20 protein-coding genes are annotated in these 18,465 nt (G+C 65.5%); 4 read left to right on the top strand and 16 right to left on the bottom strand.

The annotated features are described in order from the left end of the window. Positions 1 to 328: 328 nt before the first annotated feature. Positions 329 to 2,764 carry a phosphoketolase family protein gene (locus GIS00_RS26625; protein ID WP_322098494.1) on the top strand — a complete coding sequence of 812 codons (2,436 nt, stop codon included), beginning with the start codon at positions 329 to 331 and terminating at the stop codon, positions 2,762 to 2,764. Between the two features lie 206 nt (positions 2,765 to 2,970). On the opposite strand, the gene GIS00_RS26620 is transcribed toward GIS00_RS26625, so the two are convergent. After that, entirely contained in the window at positions 2,971 to 3,210 is a 240-nt protein-coding gene (locus GIS00_RS26620) for an endonuclease/exonuclease/phosphatase family protein (RefSeq protein ID WP_154771504.1), read from the bottom strand. Positions 3,211 to 3,511: 301 nt separating this feature from the next. Here GIS00_RS26620 and GIS00_RS26615 point away from each other — a divergent pair, with 301 nt between their 5' ends. Then, the gene (locus GIS00_RS26615; protein WP_154771503.1) at positions 3,512 to 3,883 is read left to right on the top strand and encodes a hypothetical protein; all 372 of its coding nucleotides are present in this window, start codon (positions 3,512 to 3,514) and stop codon (positions 3,881 to 3,883) included. Between the two features lie 1,241 nt (positions 3,884 to 5,124). Here the strand turns inward: GIS00_RS26615 and GIS00_RS26610 are convergent. Together GIS00_RS26610 and GIS00_RS26605 are read right to left on the bottom strand one after the other, a co-directional pair. Further along, complete coding sequence (locus GIS00_RS26610; protein WP_154771502.1) at positions 5,125 to 5,349, bottom strand: hypothetical protein; 225 nt, start codon at positions 5,347 to 5,349, stop codon at positions 5,125 to 5,127. Between the two features lie 10 nt (positions 5,350 to 5,359). Continuing rightward, positions 5,360 to 5,563, bottom strand: a complete 204-nt coding sequence (locus tag GIS00_RS26605; RefSeq protein ID WP_154771501.1) for a hypothetical protein — start codon at positions 5,561 to 5,563, stop codon at positions 5,360 to 5,362. 369 nt (positions 5,564 to 5,932) lie between these two features. Between GIS00_RS26605 and GIS00_RS26600 the strand changes: the two genes are divergently transcribed. Continuing rightward, a complete protein-coding gene (locus GIS00_RS26600) occupies positions 5,933 to 6,280 on the top strand; it encodes a histone-like nucleoid-structuring protein Lsr2 (RefSeq protein WP_322098493.1) in 348 nt (115 codons plus the stop codon). A gap of 12 nt (positions 6,281 to 6,292) precedes the next feature. Here the strand turns inward: GIS00_RS26600 and GIS00_RS29560 are convergent, their stop codons facing one another. Beyond that, positions 6,293 to 6,565 carry a helicase associated domain-containing protein gene (locus GIS00_RS29560; RefSeq protein WP_154771499.1) on the bottom strand — a complete coding sequence of 91 codons (273 nt, stop codon included), beginning with the start codon at positions 6,563 to 6,565 and terminating at the stop codon, positions 6,293 to 6,295. A 3-nt stretch (positions 6,566 to 6,568) separates the two neighbouring features. Then, positions 6,569 to 6,742, bottom strand: coding sequence for a hypothetical protein (locus GIS00_RS26590; RefSeq protein WP_230314223.1), 174 nt, complete (start codon positions 6,740 to 6,742; stop codon positions 6,569 to 6,571). Between the two features lie 470 nt (positions 6,743 to 7,212). Between GIS00_RS26590 and GIS00_RS26585 the strand changes: the two genes are divergently transcribed. Continuing rightward, positions 7,213 to 7,398 carry a helix-turn-helix domain-containing protein gene (locus GIS00_RS26585; RefSeq protein ID WP_154771498.1) on the top strand — a complete coding sequence of 62 codons (186 nt, stop codon included), beginning with the start codon at positions 7,213 to 7,215 and terminating at the stop codon, positions 7,396 to 7,398. Positions 7,399 to 7,599: 201 nt separating this feature from the next. Here GIS00_RS26585 and GIS00_RS26580 read toward each other — a convergent pair whose 3' ends face one another. The 11 genes from GIS00_RS26580 to GIS00_RS28605 all read right to left on the bottom strand — a co-directional run bounded on the left by GIS00_RS26580 (position 7,600) and on the right by GIS00_RS28605 (position 18,196). Continuing rightward, positions 7,600 to 8,076 carry an Hsp20/alpha crystallin family protein gene (locus tag GIS00_RS26580; RefSeq protein WP_407666938.1) on the bottom strand — a complete coding sequence of 159 codons (477 nt, stop codon included), beginning with the start codon at positions 8,074 to 8,076 and terminating at the stop codon, positions 7,600 to 7,602. Between the two features lie 153 nt (positions 8,077 to 8,229). After that, a complete protein-coding gene (locus tag GIS00_RS26575; protein ID WP_154771497.1) occupies positions 8,230 to 8,550 on the bottom strand; it encodes a hypothetical protein in 321 nt (106 codons plus the stop codon). 79 nt (positions 8,551 to 8,629) lie between these two features. Beyond that, on the bottom strand, positions 8,630 to 8,881 hold the full coding sequence (locus GIS00_RS29555) for a helicase associated domain-containing protein (protein WP_407666937.1): 252 nt from the start codon (positions 8,879 to 8,881) through the stop codon (positions 8,630 to 8,632). Between the two features lie 227 nt (positions 8,882 to 9,108). After that, complete coding sequence (locus GIS00_RS29550) at positions 9,109 to 9,396, bottom strand: helicase associated domain-containing protein (RefSeq protein ID WP_196073494.1); 288 nt, start codon at positions 9,394 to 9,396, stop codon at positions 9,109 to 9,111. A 34-nt stretch (positions 9,397 to 9,430) separates the two neighbouring features. Continuing rightward, positions 9,431 to 10,117: a helicase associated domain-containing protein gene (locus GIS00_RS26560; RefSeq protein WP_154771495.1), complete on the bottom strand. Its 687-nt coding sequence runs from the start codon at positions 10,115 to 10,117 to the stop codon at positions 9,431 to 9,433. Between the two features lie 349 nt (positions 10,118 to 10,466). Continuing rightward, entirely contained in the window at positions 10,467 to 11,378 is a 912-nt protein-coding gene (locus tag GIS00_RS26555; protein ID WP_196073493.1) for a GGDEF domain-containing protein, read from the bottom strand. Positions 11,379 to 11,523: 145 nt separating this feature from the next. Further along, complete coding sequence (locus tag GIS00_RS26550) at positions 11,524 to 12,747, bottom strand: sensor domain-containing phosphodiesterase (protein WP_154771493.1); 1,224 nt, start codon at positions 12,745 to 12,747, stop codon at positions 11,524 to 11,526. 248 nt (positions 12,748 to 12,995) lie between these two features. Then, the gene (locus GIS00_RS29545) at positions 12,996 to 13,235 is read right to left on the bottom strand and encodes an ANTAR domain-containing protein (RefSeq protein WP_407666936.1); all 240 of its coding nucleotides are present in this window, start codon (positions 13,233 to 13,235) and stop codon (positions 12,996 to 12,998) included. A gap of 6 nt (positions 13,236 to 13,241) precedes the next feature. Then, on the bottom strand, positions 13,242 to 13,766 hold the full coding sequence (locus GIS00_RS26540) for a GAF domain-containing protein (RefSeq protein WP_154771492.1): 525 nt from the start codon (positions 13,764 to 13,766) through the stop codon (positions 13,242 to 13,244). Positions 13,767 to 14,064: 298 nt separating this feature from the next. Continuing rightward, positions 14,065 to 15,102, bottom strand: coding sequence for a diguanylate cyclase domain-containing protein (locus GIS00_RS26535; RefSeq protein WP_196073492.1), 1,038 nt, complete (start codon positions 15,100 to 15,102; stop codon positions 14,065 to 14,067). Positions 15,103 to 18,064: 2,962 nt separating this feature from the next. Beyond that, a complete protein-coding gene (locus GIS00_RS28605; protein WP_255455232.1) occupies positions 18,065 to 18,196 on the bottom strand; it encodes a hypothetical protein in 132 nt (43 codons plus the stop codon). Positions 18,197 to 18,465 lie beyond the last annotated feature (269 nt).

The raw sequence follows: 18,465 nt of genomic DNA, 5'->3' as shown, positions 1-18,465 counted from the left end.
AACCCGGTCAGCAGACCTCCCGGGCCGATCAACTCCAGGCCTTCCTGACGGGCTCGCGCCACCAGGGCCTGCGCGAACTGCTGCTGGTCCATCCAGCCTGCTGACGTCGTTGTCATGCCATCAAGCGTGTCCGACATGTCCGACCCTGCCCGCCAAGCGCACCCGGCGTGTCTGGATCACCTACGCCGACCACCGGACAAACCCCGGCGGGGCGTGGGGCGCTGTCAATGTTCACCCCGCCGTTACCTCGGGTACCCAACCGGCAAGGATGATTCGAAGTATTGGGAGCGGGTCATCGGGACCGTTGTCCTGGCGCGGGAGGTTGGTGGTGGGTGTGCAGTCATCTGCAACTGCGGGCGTGCTCGGGGAATCGGAGCAAGCTGACCTCGATGCGTGGTGGCGAGCGGCCAACTACCTATCGGTGGGACAAATCTACCTGCTTGATAATCCTTTGCTGCAGCGTGATTTGGTTCCCGAGGACGTAAAGCCGCGGTTGCTTGGTCATTGGGGCACCACGCCGGGCCTGAACTTCCTGTACGCCCATCTCAACCGCATCATCCGGAACCGGGACACGGACATGATCTTCATGGTCGGACCGGGTCACGGAGGCCCCGCGGCCGTGGCGTCGGCCTACTTGGATGGCACCTATTCGCAAGTGTATCCGCATATCACCCAGGACACCGACGGCCTGCGCAAGTTGTTTCGGCAGTTCTCCTTTCCGGGCGGCATCCCGAGCCATGTCGCGCCCGAGACTCCCGGGTCGATCCACGAGGGTGGGGAGCTGGGATACGTGCTGGCCCACGCCTACGGCGCGGTGCTGGACAACCCGGAGATGATCGCCGCGGCGGTTATCGGGGACGGTGAGTTCGAGACCGGGCCCTTGGCCAGCTCCTGGCACGCCAACAAGCTGCTGGACCCAGTCATGGACGGTGCCGTGCTACCGATCCTGCACCTCAACGGCTGGAAAATCGCCAACCCCACGGTGCCGGCCCGGATCCCGCGGGAGGAGTTGCTAGCCCTGCTGCACGGATATGGCCACGAGGTGTTCACGGTGGAGGGTGACGACCCGGCCCTCCTGCACGAGCAGTTAGCGGGCACGATGGACGAGGTGTTCGAACGCATCCGGGCGATCCAGGAGGAGGCACGCTCGACCCCCGGCACGCCCCGCCGGCCGTGGCCGATGATCCTGTTCGTTACCCCCAAGGGCTGGACCGGCCCGGCCGTGGTGGACGGCCTGCCGGTCGAGGGCACCTGGCGGGCTCACCAGGTACCGTTGGCGGAGACCCGTAGCAATCCGGAACACCTCGTCCTGCTGCAGGAATGGCTGCGTTCGTACCGGCCGGACGAGCTGTTCGACGAGCAAGGCCGCCCGGCCGCCCGGATCAGCGCCCTGGCGCCGTCGGGCCGGCGGCGGATGAGCGCCAACCCGCATGCGAACGGTGGTCTGCTCCGCAAGCCCTTGCAGCTGACGGATTTCCGGGAGCACGCCGTGGAGGTGTCCGACCCCGGCGCATCGGTGCACGAGCCAACCAGGTTGCTCGGTGGCTACCTTCGCGACGTCATGGCCGACAATCCGGACAACTTCCGGCTCGTCGGCCCAGACGAGACCGCATCCAACCGGCTGGACGCCGTGTACGCGGTCACCAACAAGGTGTGGCAGGCCGAGATCTTGCCGATAGACGACCATCTCGCGCCGTCCGGCCGGGTCATGGAAATCCTGTCCGAGCACGTCTGCCAGGGCCTGCTGGAGGGCTACCTGCTTACCGGGCGGCACGGCCTCTTCTCCTGCTATGAGGCGTTCGTGCACATCGTGGACTCCATGTTCAACCAGCACGCCAAATGGCTACGCACCACACGCTCATTGGGCTGGCGCAAGCCGATCGGATCGCTGAACTACCTCCTCACCTCGCACGTCTGGCGGCAGGACCACAACGGCGCCACGCATCAGGACCCGGGTTTCGTCGATCTCGTCGTCAACAAGAAGGCCGAGGTGGTCCGCGTGTACCTGCCGCCGGACACGAACACCCTGCTGTCGACGGCTCAGCACTGCCTGGGCTCCTCGGACTACGTCAACGTTATCGTGGCTGGCAAACAGCCGGTGTTTGACTGGTTGGGCGCAGACGACGCCGCGCTGCACTGCGCCAGGGGACTCGGCATCTGGGAATGGGCATCGCACCGACCAGAAGATCCGGACGTGGTGATGGCCTGCGCCGGGGATGTCCCCACGCTTGAGGCCCTCGCAGCAGTATCCATCCTGCGCACGGAAGTACCCGAACTCCGCATTCGCTTCGTAAACGTCGTCGACCTGATGCGGCTGCAGGACGACCACGAGCACCCGCACGGACTCAGTGACCGCGATTTCGACGCGATCTTCACCTCCGACCGGCCGATCATCTTCGCATACCACGGGTATCCCTGGCTGATCCACCGGCTGACCTACCGCCGTAACAACCACTCCGGTCTGCATGTCCGCGGCTATAAGGAAGAAGGCACTACTACCACACCGTTCGACATGGTGATGCTCAACGATATCGACAGGTTCCACTTGGTGATGGACGTGATCGACCAGGTGCCGACACTTGGCAGCCGAGCAGCCGTGCTCCGCCAGCACATGGTCGACCAGCGCGCCCGGGCGCGACGGTACACCCGCGAGCACGGGGACGACCTGCCCGAGGTGAAGGACTGGGTATGGCCGGAGTCAGGCCGCGAACGTCAGGGGAGCGACGACACCGGAGCGGACTTCAGCCCGAGCAGTACGGTCTGAGCGTATGCCTGCTCAGCTCGAATGTTTCCTGCCACCCGACCCGCACCGGGTAGCCGCAGCCGCGGTTAGATTCTCGTCGTCGGGCCGTGCGAGCGGTCCCTGCGCGAGCAAGAGGGCCTGTTCCCGACGGTCGGACTCGGCGGGGAACGGCCAGCTCGGCTTGTGGTGGACGACGAGTGCTTCACCGAGGGGCGTGTCCAGTTCGATCAGAGTCGCCGCGCACCAAGGGAGGGTCTCGCGTGCCTGATCGGTGATGCGGACTGGTCGACATCGAGGAGCTCCGCCAGCCGGTCGTCGAGGGGAGCCTCTTGTAGGGCGAGCACGTCGGGCTGGAGCTGTCGGATGGTGTCCGCGATGAGCGTGGACCGACGCGGCCAGTCGGGATTGGACGGTCCGTAGACGTTCATCGTCACCACACGGAAAAGTGACCAATCGACACCGTCCATGCCTACCATCGTGACACCCAGAGGATGTCGCCGACCAGATTTTCCCCGAGCGAACCCGTCGCTTGTCCGGTCCTCGAAACATCGGACGCGCCCGGGAGCAGCTGCTTCCTGAGCGTTTGGCTCGAGACCACGGTTCGAGAAGCGGCGGCATGGTCCGTGGGACGTCGGCCGCTTCGCGCATAGCCTGGACATCGTGATCCACTATGGTGAGGGTGCAAGCGCGTCCCCTTCCGTAACGTCGGCCAGCCGCAAAGTGATGGCATTTGCGGCTCTATGGATCGCGGGAGTGATTCTTGCTAGCGTGTCGCTGGCGTTGCTCGCGACCCTGCCGCCACTGCCCCCAACACTCGAATCCGTTCCGGGCTGGGTCGATGAGGGGCAATTGCAGATGTCGTGGGCGGGAGAGGGCCTGTTCTTCGTGGTCATCGCCTGGGGAGCCGGCGCGGCAGGCACGTTCGCCCTACGCGGCACTGGCTGGTCGGTGAGTACGGTGATCGCGCTCGTCGCTCTTGGAGTCACGCTCCTGGCTTTCGTGATCGCGTTGCTGGCGTTGGGGCGACTGGTTATCCGGTCGTCGACATCGACCTTGCGGCAGACCTGGTCGTCCTCCTCGCGAGTGCGATCATCGGGGCCGTACACCTGGCACTCCTCGCACTCGCGGTCGTCGTTCTAGCTCTTCCGGTGCCAACGAGGTCGGCGCGACGACGGCGGCTGGTTGCCGTCGTCGGCATCGCGTTCGCTCTGCTGTTCATCGCGGGATCCTTCCCGTGGCTGTTGCCCACGTGGCTGGACCTCGTCGTTGCCAGCGCCGTGGGGGTGTGGGGCGTGCTCGTCGGCGCTGCGGTCGTCACGTATGCACGTGGTGCCGCGCTGCACCATTCGTGAGGCACGCTGTTCACGCCGGTTCATCGCCGAAGCGGGTGTGCACCCGTACAACGGGTGAGCTGTGCTCAGCAGTCCTGGCCATGCCCGGTTCAGTTCTGCGCGGGCGGCCCGAGGAGTGCCGACTAAAGATCAGCATGCTCTCGGTGTTTATCCTTCCTTCGCGGTGGACGAGCTCTGCCGCGGCTGTAGTCGGGCGGCGAGGCATGCGGCGTGCGTGTCTTCCCGGCACACGCCTGACCTAGAGGGCAGGTGGCCGCGGCGGGCCGGGGGTCAAACGGTGGCCAAGAGCTGCCAGACTTCAACCGTCCAGGTGCCCCTTGGCACAGACGTACACGGGTCCGGCCGTACGGGCTGGCATGGTCGTCGCGATTCGCCGTGCGAGCTGGATCCATTCTCGATCTTTGGGTAGACCGCAGCGCTGACAAGTGGACCACTGGGCGGAATCTCGCTCGGGCACGCCATGCAAGATACCTGCGGTAATGCACTTAAGTCACGCATTCGGAGTGCGGTGATCCGTCCATCCGCCAGATGGCCCATTACGGCGTCTGCGTTCATCACTGTCGGTAATTCGTATCGTTTGAACTCAACCCATTCGAGGGCGTGGCGTTGCGCACCCAGCGGATATAAAACCTGTACGAGTTCCCACCCAGTCACGCGGACGAGGAGACGCCCATGAGGAACCGGCACTTCCCTCTGAAGGTCGTCACCATCCCGGACGCTGGCGACGATCTCACCTGCGTATTCTGGAAGCCGCTCAAGGGTCGAGTGTTCCTCGAGGGGACAGGGTCCATCGACGCCGTCTGCGGATCGTGTTCAACCACCTTGATGCGGGGAATGCGAGGGCTGACCGGACTGCCCGGGGTCGTGTTCGTCTGCCCCACCTGCCAGAGCGGGAACTCGGTCCCCCACCCCAGCTCGGCCTTCCGGGCTCATTCGCTGCGCTCCGTCGGGTTCGCAGGATCGTAGCCACGCCAGCCGGGCGTGGAGCCGCCTGTCGCCGGCGACGGGGTAAAGCAAGGTCAGGTGATCTCAGCCGGTTCCGTTCAGCAGAGCATAGTTGTGCCGGCCTGTCACGCGCAGCCGTAGCTGAGTGATCGACGCCAGCGTTGACTGCATACCACCAGCGGGCAGCAGCTCGACCTCACCAGCTAGTTCGTCCAGCCGGGTCAGGTGCGCACGCAGCTCATCCGCCGTGCGCGGCACCTCGTCCTGCTCGATCCTCCGCAGGTCCGCGTTCATCTCCTCCGGGTTCACGACTCCACCGTCATGCCGGCGGCTCGTTCGACGCGTTGTCGGCAGCATGAGCCTGCCCGGCGTGGTGCTCCGTGTCGCCGGTGACCGGATCAGGAGCGCAACGGTCCTGACCCTTGTCGGCACTGCTCGGCTCGTCGGCGTTGACCCCGACGTCATGATTGCCCGCTGCCTTCTCCGCTGCTGCTGTCTTCGCTTCTGTGACCTGGTCGGCCATGTCCGCTCCTCGCCGTTGGATGTCGACCCCGGTCCCCAACCTGCCACCACCGGAAACAAAACGCCCCGCCTGCGATCAGCAGACGGGACGGAGCGAGTGATGTCGGGCTGGCCACACCCGGGGAAACAGCAGCCAGACCGACGCTTTACATTGTACAAGTGCAGCTGACAGCGCGCTGACCGGAAGAAAAGGTGCGGCCCCGCCGGCTGCGTCTCTGAACCGGCGGGACCTACGTCCATCCGCTCGTCCCCGGGTGGCAAGCGGAGCCGCACAAGATCTCTGTCCCGCGAACTGCGTTATGAAACGAGACGGCGCGGGCGAACTCCAAGATCCAAAGAGCCGGCAGGCACGTGTCCTAAGGTTTCCCGCGTGGCTTCCATCACCTCTGTGACCATGACCGACGACCTAGACGGCAGCAAGGCGGCCGAGACCGTCGCCTTCGCACTCGACGGCGCGATCTACGAGATCGACCTCTCCAAGCGCAACGCCGCCGCACTGCGGAAGGCGCTCGCCTCCTACGTGACCGCCGGCCGCAGGCTGCCGCGGACCGCGAAGGCCCGCCGGACCGTGGCGGACAAGACATCCGCCGAGCGGGCGGAGCACCGCGCGTACCTGTCCAAGGTGCGCACTTGGGCAGCCGCGAACGAGATGGGTGTCAGCGACCGCGGCCGGCTCCCGAAGTCCGTGCTCGAGGCCTACGACGCCGCCCAAGCCTGAGGACACGGCCTGTCAGCCGCGCGCTCTCGGTCCACGGTGCATGAAACGGTCGTACCAGATGGGGACAGCTGCATTCAGCCTTCTGACGCGGTGAGGGTGAAGCAGACCGATGGAGTGGGCCCGGCGCTGATTGTTGATCCAATAGCCCAGGGATCGCTCCTGAGGGTCGACACCCTTCGCCATGGATGGCAGTCGTCCGGTCCGGGCGACATGCTCAGCAACGGCTTCCAAGTGCAGGCTCCATCGAGCGTCGTCGCCATCAAGTGTCTGTTCTCCCTTGACCACGACTCACCGTCCGGCGACGCTGGGCCGCTGCGCGTTCCACAGGTCGATGGTCGCGGGGAGCCAACCGCGGACGCGGCCGACCTCGGCATCGGGCGCGGGAACCCGGTAGCGGCCGAGTGTGTCGGGCTTGACGCCGATGTGTTCGGCGACCTCGGCGCGGGACAAGAAGCGAATCACAATCCGACGATAGTGGTCACCTCGAACGTCGAGCGGCAGCGGTATCTCGTTGAGCTCCGCCGAGGACGATGGTGGTCGCGGGGATGTAGCGCCCCGTCTGCTGGCAGTCGTCCTCGGTTTAGTCTGGTGCGAGGAGCCGCTCGGTGTGGTCTTTGTCCTATGACAGACGCAATGATCTTGGAACACTCACCAGTTGTGGACAGAACGAGAGAGCCGCAGACCACCGACCACAGACTGCATCCGGTGTGGTGGGTGGCTGGCGTGCTGGTCTGGTGCGTCGGCGTCGGCGCGGTGTTGGCGGTGGGTCATGGCACCGGCGGACAGGTCCGGGTCGAGACGGCGATCGATGCAGGTGTGGTGATGGCCGCCATTGTCGGGCTTCTACTGCGAGGGCTGTGGGTCAGGGCCGGTCGACGAGCATGACGTCGGCGTCTCCGGCGCATGGCTGCGGCCACGCAGAGCACCCGGTGATGGACTGGCCGGCGCTGATGGATCGGGAGCAGGCCGCCGCGTACCTCGGGGGCATTTCACTCACGTCGCTGCGGGCACTGACCGATCGGAAGGCCTTTCCGAAGGTGTTCGTGCTGTCGATGCCCCGGTATCGGCGCGCCGATATCGACGCGTTCATCAAGCATCTGAGGGTGGTCCGGGACTAGTAGATGCGGGCCATGCGCTGCCGGTGGAGACCTCGACAACAGTTCTGTGATGGGGGTCCCCTACCTACGGTGGTGGCCCCGCCGGCGGGGGACTGAAGCCGGCGGGGCCACAGGTTCACCGTCCAGGGAGGACGACGGAAACCCCTCGTTGATGCTCGATAGGCCCACCTCCACGCGTGCTCTGAATTGCTCTGCGGATGGTCAGTTGGTGAGTTCCTTCGCCGGCGGTGAATCGCCGGCGGCGACGGTTGTCTCGCTGTGTACCTCGCCGAGGGCATCGATCTGGATGCGGCGCGGCTTGGCCCGATCCGCGATGGGCATGATCAGCGACAGCACTCCGTCGCGGTAACCGGCGGTGATCTTCTCCGCGTCGATGCCGTCACCGAGGGAGAGCTTGCGAAGGTAGGACCCGGTGAACCGTTCCCGCGCCACCCACTGCACGCCGTCAGTCGCGGCTGGGGTGCGCTGTCCCTGGATGGTGAGGATGCCGTTCTCGACATCGATGCGCACGCTGCCCGGGTCCAGGCCCGGCAGGTCAGCATTGAGGACGTAGTGGTCGCCCTGGCGGTAGACATCCATCGGCATGAACCGCGGCCCGCCCGGTTCACCGGCCAGCTTCGAGGTCACCCTGTCGACCCCGGCGAACGCGTCGAAGACACTTGGATCGAATCCCAGCACAGCAATCACCCCTTCCAAGAACGGGTGGCCCTGCCCCAGCGGCAGGACCACCGGCTGTGCATCACCGTTGTAATCCGCGTTGCCGCCCGGTGCCAATAATCCGAATGAGTGAAGTCGGGGAGTTGAGAACTGGTGATGCAAACAAGGTCTCGTTCACATGATCTCGTTGGCGAGCCGTTGATGCTTCGCGCGGCGGCGGGCGGTGCGGGCGGTCCGTTGCGCGCACTGCCGGGAGCAGGCGTGATGGGTGTAGCCGGCGCGGGCGCCACGGACGACGAGGGTCCCGCAGCCGGCGCAGGGCAGGACCGCGGTGGGTTCCCCGTCGGGGTAGAGCCCGGTGACCGTGACGGACAGACCGCTGGCTAAGCGGACCTGGTAAGGCTTTTCGGGTTGCCAATGCTCGGCGCACAGGGTGAAGTCCGACCATGAGCTGTCGTTGTCACCGTTGCTGCGGTGGCCGCAGACCCGGTACACCACTTCACCGGGCCGGGGAGTGCAGCCACACGCTGGACGTTGTCCAGCAGTTGCCATCCGTCCAGAATAAGTGCCGAGATCAAGGCGCTGCATGAGGATGTGGTGCCGGAGGGGCCGGCGTGATCACGCCGGCTGTGTGCCACTGTGGCAGTTGCTGGTCCAGCCGACGTCGTCGGTGCTCGGTCAAGGCGCAGCCGCGGAGTTCACGGCGTTGGGTGGTGAGCCATTGGCCGAGGCGACGCTCTGCAATCGGCGCCTTCCCCGTCGCACGAGGCCAACGCCCTGCGTCTGCGGCGAACTGCACCAGCTCGGCCAGACGCTGTTCCCACATGCCCTCTTCGGGTTGGAAGCCCCACGAGCCTCGGTGCCGGTCTTCTGAGTCGGTGGACATCGACCGCTCCCATCCGGGCGGCCGCCGGATCGAGGCTGTTTACTCAGCCGTCGGTGACCTGCGCAGATCCCATACCCGCAGAGGGCATGAGTCACACGACGTGACGATGACGTCATCCTTTCGGAGGGGTCCGATCCGTGAGCACTCCCGCGAGAATTCGCGCCTGGCTACAGTGCGGGGGGTTCGTCCTGCGGGTTGTGGGTGCTCGCAGGGTGAAGGGGCCCTCGGGGGTTCCGGTCCCAATCTGGGAGTTTCAGTTCCAGCTGGCGTCGGCGGTCCAATCGTAGTGTTCTCAGGCGATCGTTGGCGCGCTGGGTCTGTAGCCAGCGCGCCAGCCGGAGTTCGGTGTCGTCGGCGGACCGGCGGACCGAGGGGAGTCGGCCGTGCTCGCGGTGGAACGCTGCGGCGTCGGCCAGCCGTGTGGCCCAGATTCGCTCGTTGTCGCTGTATCCCAAGGTGGCGTCTACTCCGTGAGGCCCAGCATGTTGATCACCGACACCGGACGACGATAACGGCGGCTGCCAGGTATTCGGCGACGGCCGAGAGCTGCCGTATCCAACTGTCCTCGTTCGACTGGAACCCGCTGCGCGAGCACGCCGCCGACCCAGGCGCCTCATGCCCGGTGGAAGCGACAGGATCTGAAGTAGGCGCCGGCGGGGTGAACGTGGGGGGGAACGGAGCGGTCGTGTGGTGCTGCCAGTCCGGCAGTGCTTGATCGAGTTGATGCCGGCGACCCTGCTGGAGCAGGCCTTTGCGGTGATTGCGCCGTTGCGTGTGGAGCCAGTCCGCCAATCGGCGCTCGCCCCGGTCATCGGCGGTGCTGCGCGGCAGTCGCCCCTGGGTGTGGATGAATGACACGAGTTGGGTGAGGCTGTCGGCCCAGCGGGCCTCCCGCCGGATGAGTCGCGCGGTGAGCACGGCAAGTTCGTCGGTGCGCTGGCCCGGAACCGGCAGCGAAGTCGAGTATCGCCACGCGGGAAGCAGGATGTCGAGTTGCTCCTCCCGGTGAGGTGCTAGATGGCCGGCGGCCAGGTAGCGACGCTGGTTGGCCAACCACACGGACAGGGATCGCTCCTGTGAAGGGGTAGTGGGCGTACGACGCGGCATGCGGCCGTGTTCGTCGACGAACGCGCGAAGATGAGTCAGTCGCGCTGTCCAGAATTGTTCGTTGGGCACGCCGTCGATGGTCTGATTGACCGGAACCGGGTCCTCGGCCGGACCCTTGAGCGGCGGCCCTGTCCGGCCGTGGCGTCAGCCGGGCAGTTGTTCGTCGAGTTGTTGTTGCCGGTGTGGGTCGATCGGCGGGTTGGTGCGTCGCTGGTTGCCCAGCCAGTATCCAAGCGACGTTCCGCGAGTGGGGTCTGCGGGGACTGGTGCGGCCACCGGTGCTCGGCGGCGACAAACCCGATGAGCAGCCGCAGCTGCACCTGCCAGTGCTGATCGTCAGCGACGAAACCCTGCGAACCTTTCATCGTGCTCAGCCTGCCACCTTGAGTCCCGGCTGTCTGTCCTCAGCTGGTCTGGCTTATCGCCAGACCGCCATCTGGTCTTTTCCCGATCGTTTTGCTTGGTAGAGGGCGGTGTCGGCGGCGGTGTACAACTCTCGGAGGTCGTTGGCCTGTGTGGGTGCGTGGGCGATGCCGGCGCTGACGGTTACCGGGACATCGATGTCGTCGATACGGAAGCGGTGTTGTCGGAGTTGGTCGAGCAGGTGGTGGAGTCTGCTTGATCCATCGTTCAGGGTGCAGGCGGGGAGTAGGAGAGCGATTTCGTCGCCGCCCAGGCGACCGATGACGTCGGTGGGACGGGTCCCAGCCATGAGCCTCGTGGCCAGCTGCACCAGTACCGCGTCGCCGGCGGGGTGCCCGTGTGTGTCGTTGATGGTCTTGAAGTTGTCGATGTCCAGGAGAGCCAGGCAGGTTCCGCTGTCTGAGTTGGCGCCGGACAACGCGGACCTTGCTGCTTGGTCAAGTACGTTGCGGGTAGCCAATCCGGTGAGAGGATCGGCAGCGGCGAGCTGCTGGAGGCGTTGGATTAGGCGGTCTTGTCGTTCGCCGGCGAGGACGAGCAGGACCGAGGTGGTGGTCATGACCGCGGCCATGTAGCCGATGGCCGGGCCGGCTTCGGTGAAGGGCAGCTGACTACCGACGACAACGATCAGGGCCGCCAACGCGGCCGTTGTCACCACGATCGCTCCGACCCGGCGAAGCTGGACAGCCGCGAACAGCACCGGGAAGAGGAAGAACAACTGTGCCTGGACCGATGCGTCGTGGGTGGCCAGGTCCACGACTAGGATGGCTGTAATCGCGACGAACGGGATGGCGGTCCAGACGCTGCTGGGAATCCGTTTGGCACGCCGGATCCAGAGTGCTGCTGCTGCGATCAGGAGCCCCGCCGTCACTGCGATGCCTGCCCCGACCAGGTCGGTGTCCAGCACGGAGAAGACTAGGTTGGTTAGCGCGCCCACCCAGGCCAGTACGAAGGTCGTTGTCGTTGCGGTGGTGACGTCTCGGGGTTGGAGGTGCGGGGGGAGGAGGTGCAACATGCGCGGGGTCCCTCATAGCTTTCAGTCAGTCCGGTTTTCAGCGTTCCGTGGTCGAGGAGACCAGTACCGGCAGGCCGAGCAGGAATCCTTGGACGTAGGGGATGCCGAGTTCGCGGACGGCTTGCAGTTCGTCGGCGGTTTCTACTCCCTCGGCCAACAGTGCGGCGCCGGTGGAAGCGGCGAAGGCTACCAGCGCGGTGGCCATGGCTTGCCGTGCGGGATCACGGTCGATGTTGTGGGTGAGATGGAAGTCCATTTTGATCAGGTCCGGTGCCAATTCGACCAGATGCCGCATGCCTGCGTACCCGGACCCGGCGTCATCGACGGCCACTTTCACTCCGCGCCTGCGGAGTGCGGCCAGGTTGCGGCGTAGGCGCGGGTAATCGTCAACCTGCTCGTGTTCGGTGACTTCGATGATCAGCCGCCCGCACGGGTGCCCTACAAGTAGGCTTGGTAGTCGTGGATCATCCAGTGCGCCCGGGGACAGGTTGACCGTTAGGTAAGCGGCGGCATGGATCGACTTGAAAGCGTGTAAAGCTTGCGCGAGGGCGGCGAGCTCGAGGTCCACTCCAGCGCCGATCCGGTTCGCCACAATGAACCATTGTTCCGTGGACCATCCTGAGGACGGAAACCTTGCGAGCGCTTCGAAGGCTACCGGCGCGGCTGCGGAAGGGCCGAAGATGGGCTGCAAGGCAATTTGTAGTTGGCCGTCGGCGATCACACGGTGCACAGTTTCGAGGTCGCGGTCGTGAGCGCGTTGCGCTTCGTGCCCGCTGCGCAGCACATGGGTCATCATGGCCGCTAGGAACTCCATGAACCGCAGCTGCGCTGCCCCCAGGTCGGGTCGAGCGGCACTCGCGAAACAACACAACGTCCCGTAAATCTGCCTGCCGTCCTGGCGCAACGGCACTGCGACATACGCTCCAATGCCCAGCTGGTGGGTGATGTCCAGAGCGGCTGTCGTCGGGTTGGCAAGTGCATTCGGGATCACCGCAGGCAGGGTCCCGTTCACCACCCGCACGCAGTAGGAACCTTCCAGCGGTGCCGCATAACCGGCTTCGACCTTGTCCCGGCCCAGATCACCGCTGGCCGCCTCGACCACCTGGGTCGTGTTCGTAAACCGAGAGACCCAGGCCAGGTCCATGTCCAGATGAAGCCGAGCCAGATCCAACAGTTGCTCGACTAGATGCTCATCACCGCCGGCGGCGGAAGCGCCATCGAGGCCACGACCTCCTGGCAGCGGGGCCATTTCCATCGTCATGACAACCTGCACTTCATCGAGTAGGTCACCTGATGGGCTCTCATCGGCAACTGGCCCCAGTCTGTCAGCCTGCCCGGTGGCGTCCCCAGACTGCCGCGTCTTGAGCGATTACATGCAGTAACGGCTCGGCAGGTTCGCTTCCCGTCAGCGTGGAATTCTGGGCCAGAGGCGCAACCTTTCTGCGCGCAACTGGGGGTGATCGCAAGACCTTGGGGTGAAACATCGACACGGATGGCGGGGAGGTGACGTCACGGCCGCGGACGTCCGTGATGCTGCTCGGTCCCCTTTCTTCCAGCTGCCCTACTGCGCACCGCCGGACAGTTGGGCTGGTAGCCCGTTGTTTTGGATGATTTCGGCGGCGACGGCTGCCAGTTCTGCTGTTGGTCGTTGGAGATGCGTCGGATGACGGTGAAGGCTTGGTCGGCGGTGAGGCGGTAGCGGCCCATGAGGATGCCTTGTGCCAGTCCGATGCGGTGGCGGGCGTCGATGGCTAGTCACAGGTTTTCGTCGCGGCGGAAGTGGGCGAGCACGAGTGAGGCGTTGGTGGCGATGTAGCGGGCCATGGTCAGCTCTTCATGGCCGTACTGGCGGGTCCGAGTTGAATAGAGGTTGAGCGCACCGAGGCGGTGGGAGTCGTTGTAGAGCTGGACGCTGAGTACGGCACGGACTCCCAGGGACCAGGCGGTGGGGGCCCACCGGGGCCAGCGGGTCTCGGCGCTGAGATCTTCGCTGTAGAGCAGGCCGTCCTCGTAGGCGGCCTGGATGCACGGGCCCTCGTTGAACTCGTACTGGGCTTGGTCGGCCTTGCTCACGGTGTTGTGGCTGGCGAGGATCGTTTCCACCTGCTGGCCGCGACGTTCGGTGACGGCCACCATGTCGGCGATCCCGGCGGCGATCCCGGCGTCGGCGATGCCTTGCAGCGATGTTTGCAGGCCTCCGGTGGTATCGCCGGCGCCCATCCCGGAGCGGGACGTGTCGAGCAGGTCCTGCAGGTACTTCGGAAGGTTCAGATCGTTCACGACCGCGCCAGCTCCCGGGGTGTGCAAGAGGGTGCGCACACCAGACCACAGGCCGGCGTGCCTCTACCCCGGCCGTGGCCGGTCAGTGCCCGGTTTGCTCGATCCGAAGCGCCACCGTAGGGGCGACCGGCTGCGAAGACCCCGCCGGCTCGAACCGACCGGCCGGCGGGGTCGCTTAGGTCCGAACGACCACGCGATTCTCCGCGTTCCCGCTGTCGGGCAGGCAAAACGGCCCAGATCCGCACCTGCCGTGGACGTGGGCGACGCCCGCGGCAGCGCTTGCGGGTTCGGCCTTGGGTCAGTGGTCGAGGAGTCTGATGGCTGTTCCGCCCGGCCCAGCGGTCTTTGCTCGATACATGGCGGTGTCCGCGTGGTGGATCAGTGCCTCCACTGTGGTGCTGCCGTTGGTCAGGGACGCTCCGATGCTGGCCCGCAGGCGGAGTTCAACGCCCTGCACTTCCAGTGGCTGGTCAAGCGACTGGTGTATGCGGTGGGCAAGTGTCTGCATGCTGTGGATGGCGGTGGCCAGTGGGGTGATGTTCTCGCACAGGATGAGGAATTCGTCCCCTGCGAGTCTGCCGGCGATGTCCATCTCGCGGATGCAGGACTGTAGGCGTTGCGCAGCTGTCGCGAGCACGTGATCGCCGGCTCTGTGGCCGAAGGTGTCGTTGATGGACTTGAAGTCGTCGAGGTCCACGAACAGCACTGCGATGAGGGTGTCGTTGCGGCGGGCGGCGGCCAGGGCGTGATCAATGTGTTGGTGCATCAGCTCGCGGTTGGCAAGGCCGGTGAGCTGGTCGTGCAGAGCTCGATGGCGCAGGTCGTTGTGCGCTGCCTGTAGTTGCGCTCGGTCGCTGGACATGACAAGAAAGGACACAGCCACGTTGGCCAGGAGCTGGGCTGCGGCGATGTCGTCGTCGGTGATGTGGTGGGGGCTGTTCCAGTACAGGTCCAGAGTTCCCCAGGCGCGGCCGCGGCTGAGTAGCGGCACCGCGAGGACGGCGTGCAAGTCGACGGTGGTGGCCATGCGCTGGAACGCGGGCCAGGCCATGTCCTGGATCGTCCCGGCGATGATCATGCGGCCGGAATCCAGCGCGTCCCGGCAGGGCCCCTCCTGCAGGACTTCCTGCAGCATTTCAAGATCTTTCACCCCGCCGGAGCTTGCATGCACGTAGGTGGTGGTGCCGCCGTCGGCGCGCATCACCCCGGCACCGTCCACTTCCAGCGCCTGGGCGGCTACCTCGCACAACCGGTGGAGCACGTCGTGCGGGTCGAAGTCGGCAGCCGCTAGGGTGGCGAGTTCAGCAACGCCCTGGCTCAACTGGTCCAACGCCACGGTATGTGTTGTCCGTCCCCGTTGTTTGCAACCGTCGGCGCTGTCACCGAGGTAGTCCGTCGGTGCCCGGTCGGCTCCGAACCAAACCGATGACATACTTCTGGGGTAGGGGCGACTTTGGTGGCGCCACGTTCGCGTGGCAACATGCCGGCAGGGCCACCGAGTTTCGCCGAGCCCCTTCCGCTGTGTGTTTCCGATCACGCACCATGTCGCCCTGGCGATGGCGTGTTCGTAGGGGTGGTGAGCACATGCGGCAAACAGTGACACTGACAGTCGTGGGCATACCCTCACCTGACGATGAGTTCACGCGCGTCTTCTCTGATCCCGTCAACGATGCTGTTTATGTAGACGGAGAGGGAGATATCGATGCCGTGTGCGGTCGGTGCGCCCGACTGTTGCTGCGGGGTCTTCGATGCCTGCTGGAGTTGCCGGGCTTAGTGTTCGTCTGCCCGAGATGCCGGGCCGGGAACTCCCTCTGCATCGTCCGTGCCGCCCAATACAAGCGATGCGCCTCCTGAATTTCGAGCGGCTCCGGTTTGAAGATCCAACATCGCAGCTTGTGTGATGAGCGTGCGAAGTGCCGTTCCACGACACTTCGCCGCGACTGGGTGGTCGCACCAGAGTCGACCAAACAGCGCTTGACCCGCCCCGTCTGTCTGGTGCCAACAATATCTGCACAACACGGGATCAGAGGGCGGATCGTGTCCGGGAAGTGGTCTGAACATGATCCCACCGCTGACGGGTCATTCGACAGCTGGGCAGTCGGACAGGAAAGGTGCGGGCCGCCACGGACGCGACATAATCGGCCTCTACAGCTGGATTGCCGCACCGACGCGATCGGCCCCGCCCGCCGCCTGCAGGCGGGCGGACAAGGCTGATGTCGGGCTGGCCGCAGCCGGACAGATACCAGCTATGTTTCCCATGTTTAAACTATGGTGACAGGTACCGGTCAAAGCGCACATTAGGTGAAAGGGGTGCGGCCCGCCGGCCGCGTTGTTTGAACCGGCAGAACCTACGTCCATCCGCTCATCCCAGGGTTGCAACGAAGCCGCTCAGAAGATGTGCCCCTCTGAAGGGAGGACAAAGGGACTCATCGCAATGCATGGTGTAGTGGGGTCAGGCCGCTGCGGTTGACATCGGGTGAGGCGGCTTTCGCCGCTCGGCTGTGCTGCTCGAAGGTGACCGGGTTGGCCATGCCCAAAGCGCGGTGTCGACGTCGGTCCATCCATTAGGTCACTGCCCGGGTCGCTGCCGCCTGGGTGGTGAACCGGTGCCGCCGGTATAACTCGGTCTTCAGGGTGGACCAGAACGGCTCTTGCTGGGCGTTGTCCCAGCACCCCGGTCTGCCCGACCGACTGTCGCACCTCGAGCTCGGCGGCCAACCGCGCCGAGATGTAGTGGCAGCCCGGTAGGCGTGGAAGATCACCCCCGGAGAATTCGGTGCCGCGCAATGCGACCGCGCACCGCAGTGCGGTTTCCACCACATCAGAGTGCAACGAATCAGAAATCGCGCAGCCGATGACCCGGCGGGATGCCCGTCCTGCACCGCGCACAAATACAACCAGCCCTCGTCGGTGTCTAGATAGACATCCCCAGTGAGTAAGGGTCAAGCAGCGGCGATCTGCGGGTTTGGTCGGCGGTGTTCCAGGAGGTGGCGTCGTCCCATGTCCGGTCGTTGTACAGGCACCACCAGACCCGGGGCGGTTCACCCAGCAGCAACCGCTGCTGGAACAATTAGCCCTCCACTAGACCCGGGGCGGTTCACCTTGTAGTAGACCTGCCGCGACACCCCCAACAACGCAGCCACCCTTGACAACGAAATCCGGGCCTACTCCGCATCCATCAACTTGAACGCCTCGGCGGGTTCGTGTTCTCGTTCTCGGCAGCGAAGAAGGCCGCTGCCTTTTCAGGAACTCCCGATCAATGCGCAGTTCCGCGACCTCGCGGCGCAGCCTCTCCAGCTCCGCCCGCTCACCGGCATCCACCACTGGCGGCGGCGGATCAACCATTCGCGCCCGCTACACCGCCACTCACCGACCGGGCAGCTGCCCACCCACACTCAGCTCCCGCGCGACCTCCGCGATCGTACGGCCGGTGTCAATCACTAACCTCGCCGCCTGCGACCGGTAGCCCGGCGTGCAACTCTTCCGCTTCGCGCCCACCACCACATCCTCCCTTCCGGACCAGGCCGGAGCGTCGGGATGTCAACGAAACGGTGTCAACCACACCCTGGACGCAGCGGCGGAGGGTCGTGGAGGATCGCGTGGCCGTACTCGTGGGCCAGCTTCTTGGTGGCCTGCAACGTGGTCACGCCGTGGCGGACTCTCACGACTCGGTTGCCGAAGTGGTGCAGCCGTTGGTGCCGCCGCACTCGCCGCGCTGGAGCGAGAACCTGCGGCCGGTGAGTTGCTGCTGCATCGCCGCATCAGCTCGGCGCCCTGCTCGCCGTCGAGGAGCCTGGGCCGGACCAGGGGGAGTTCGGCACCGGGTTCGATCGGGTCGGTCTGAGAGACGTCGAACACCGACACCGCCCGCACCTCGACCATCCGCCGCCCCGGCCGTAGCGTCGCTGCTGTCACCCCGACACATGCGAGGTGCGTGGTCGGGGTGGCAGGTCCGGCACCTGTTTCCCCTCTGGCGCGGCCACCTGTCAGCCCAGCCTTTGGACCTGTGTCCCCGCTGCGCGAACCTGTCTCCCCGCCGCCGCGACCACCTGCCACCCCGTGCCGTGCACCTGTTTCCCCGCCGCGCGCACCTGCATCCTGAGGGTTGTCGTGGTCGGTGCGGCGGGTGACGGGTGCGAAGATCGCGATGCCCTTCTCGCCGCGGCGGACCTGCCGGCCCAGCTGCTACCACCCCGGCGGCCGGTGACCGTGGTGGCGTCCGGGCGCTGCAGGAAGATCAGCATTGAGTTGTTGAACGAGTCGGAGTGGAACCGGGCCGCGAACCGTAAGTACTGCTCTCAGTCCTTGCCGGTGACCAGGTCCCGGACCCCTTTCACGGTCAGGTCATGGGAGGCCTGCACTTTCGCCGCCGCCACCTCCCGGCGGCGCGCCAGCTCCTCCTCCGGCGGTACCTTCTCGCCGGCCGTCACTGCAAGTCCGCGGTCCGCGAGGAGCCCGCGGCGGGCTGGTGACGGCTCGCGCGGGGCCAGCTAATCGGCCTCGATCGTCGTGTGGTGTCTTTGCTCTTGTCGTGGCCAGTCATGGTTCTTCTCCTTCGGTGCGCAGAAAACCCGGGATCTGTGGCCCGTTCGGTTTCGGATGCTTTCCGTCTTTCGCGGAGCGTCGCCTTTGGTTTCCAGGCGCCTGAAATGGTGACCCCTGCCAACCGGAAATGGATGACGAGGCCGCCCCGCGGGTG

Origin of the sequence: Nakamurella alba, assembly GCF_009707545.1 — a bacterium.
Taxonomy (GTDB): Bacteria; Actinomycetota; Actinomycetes; order Mycobacteriales; family Nakamurellaceae; genus Nakamurella; species Nakamurella alba.
This window is presented reverse-complemented; position numbering and strand designations above follow the sequence as displayed.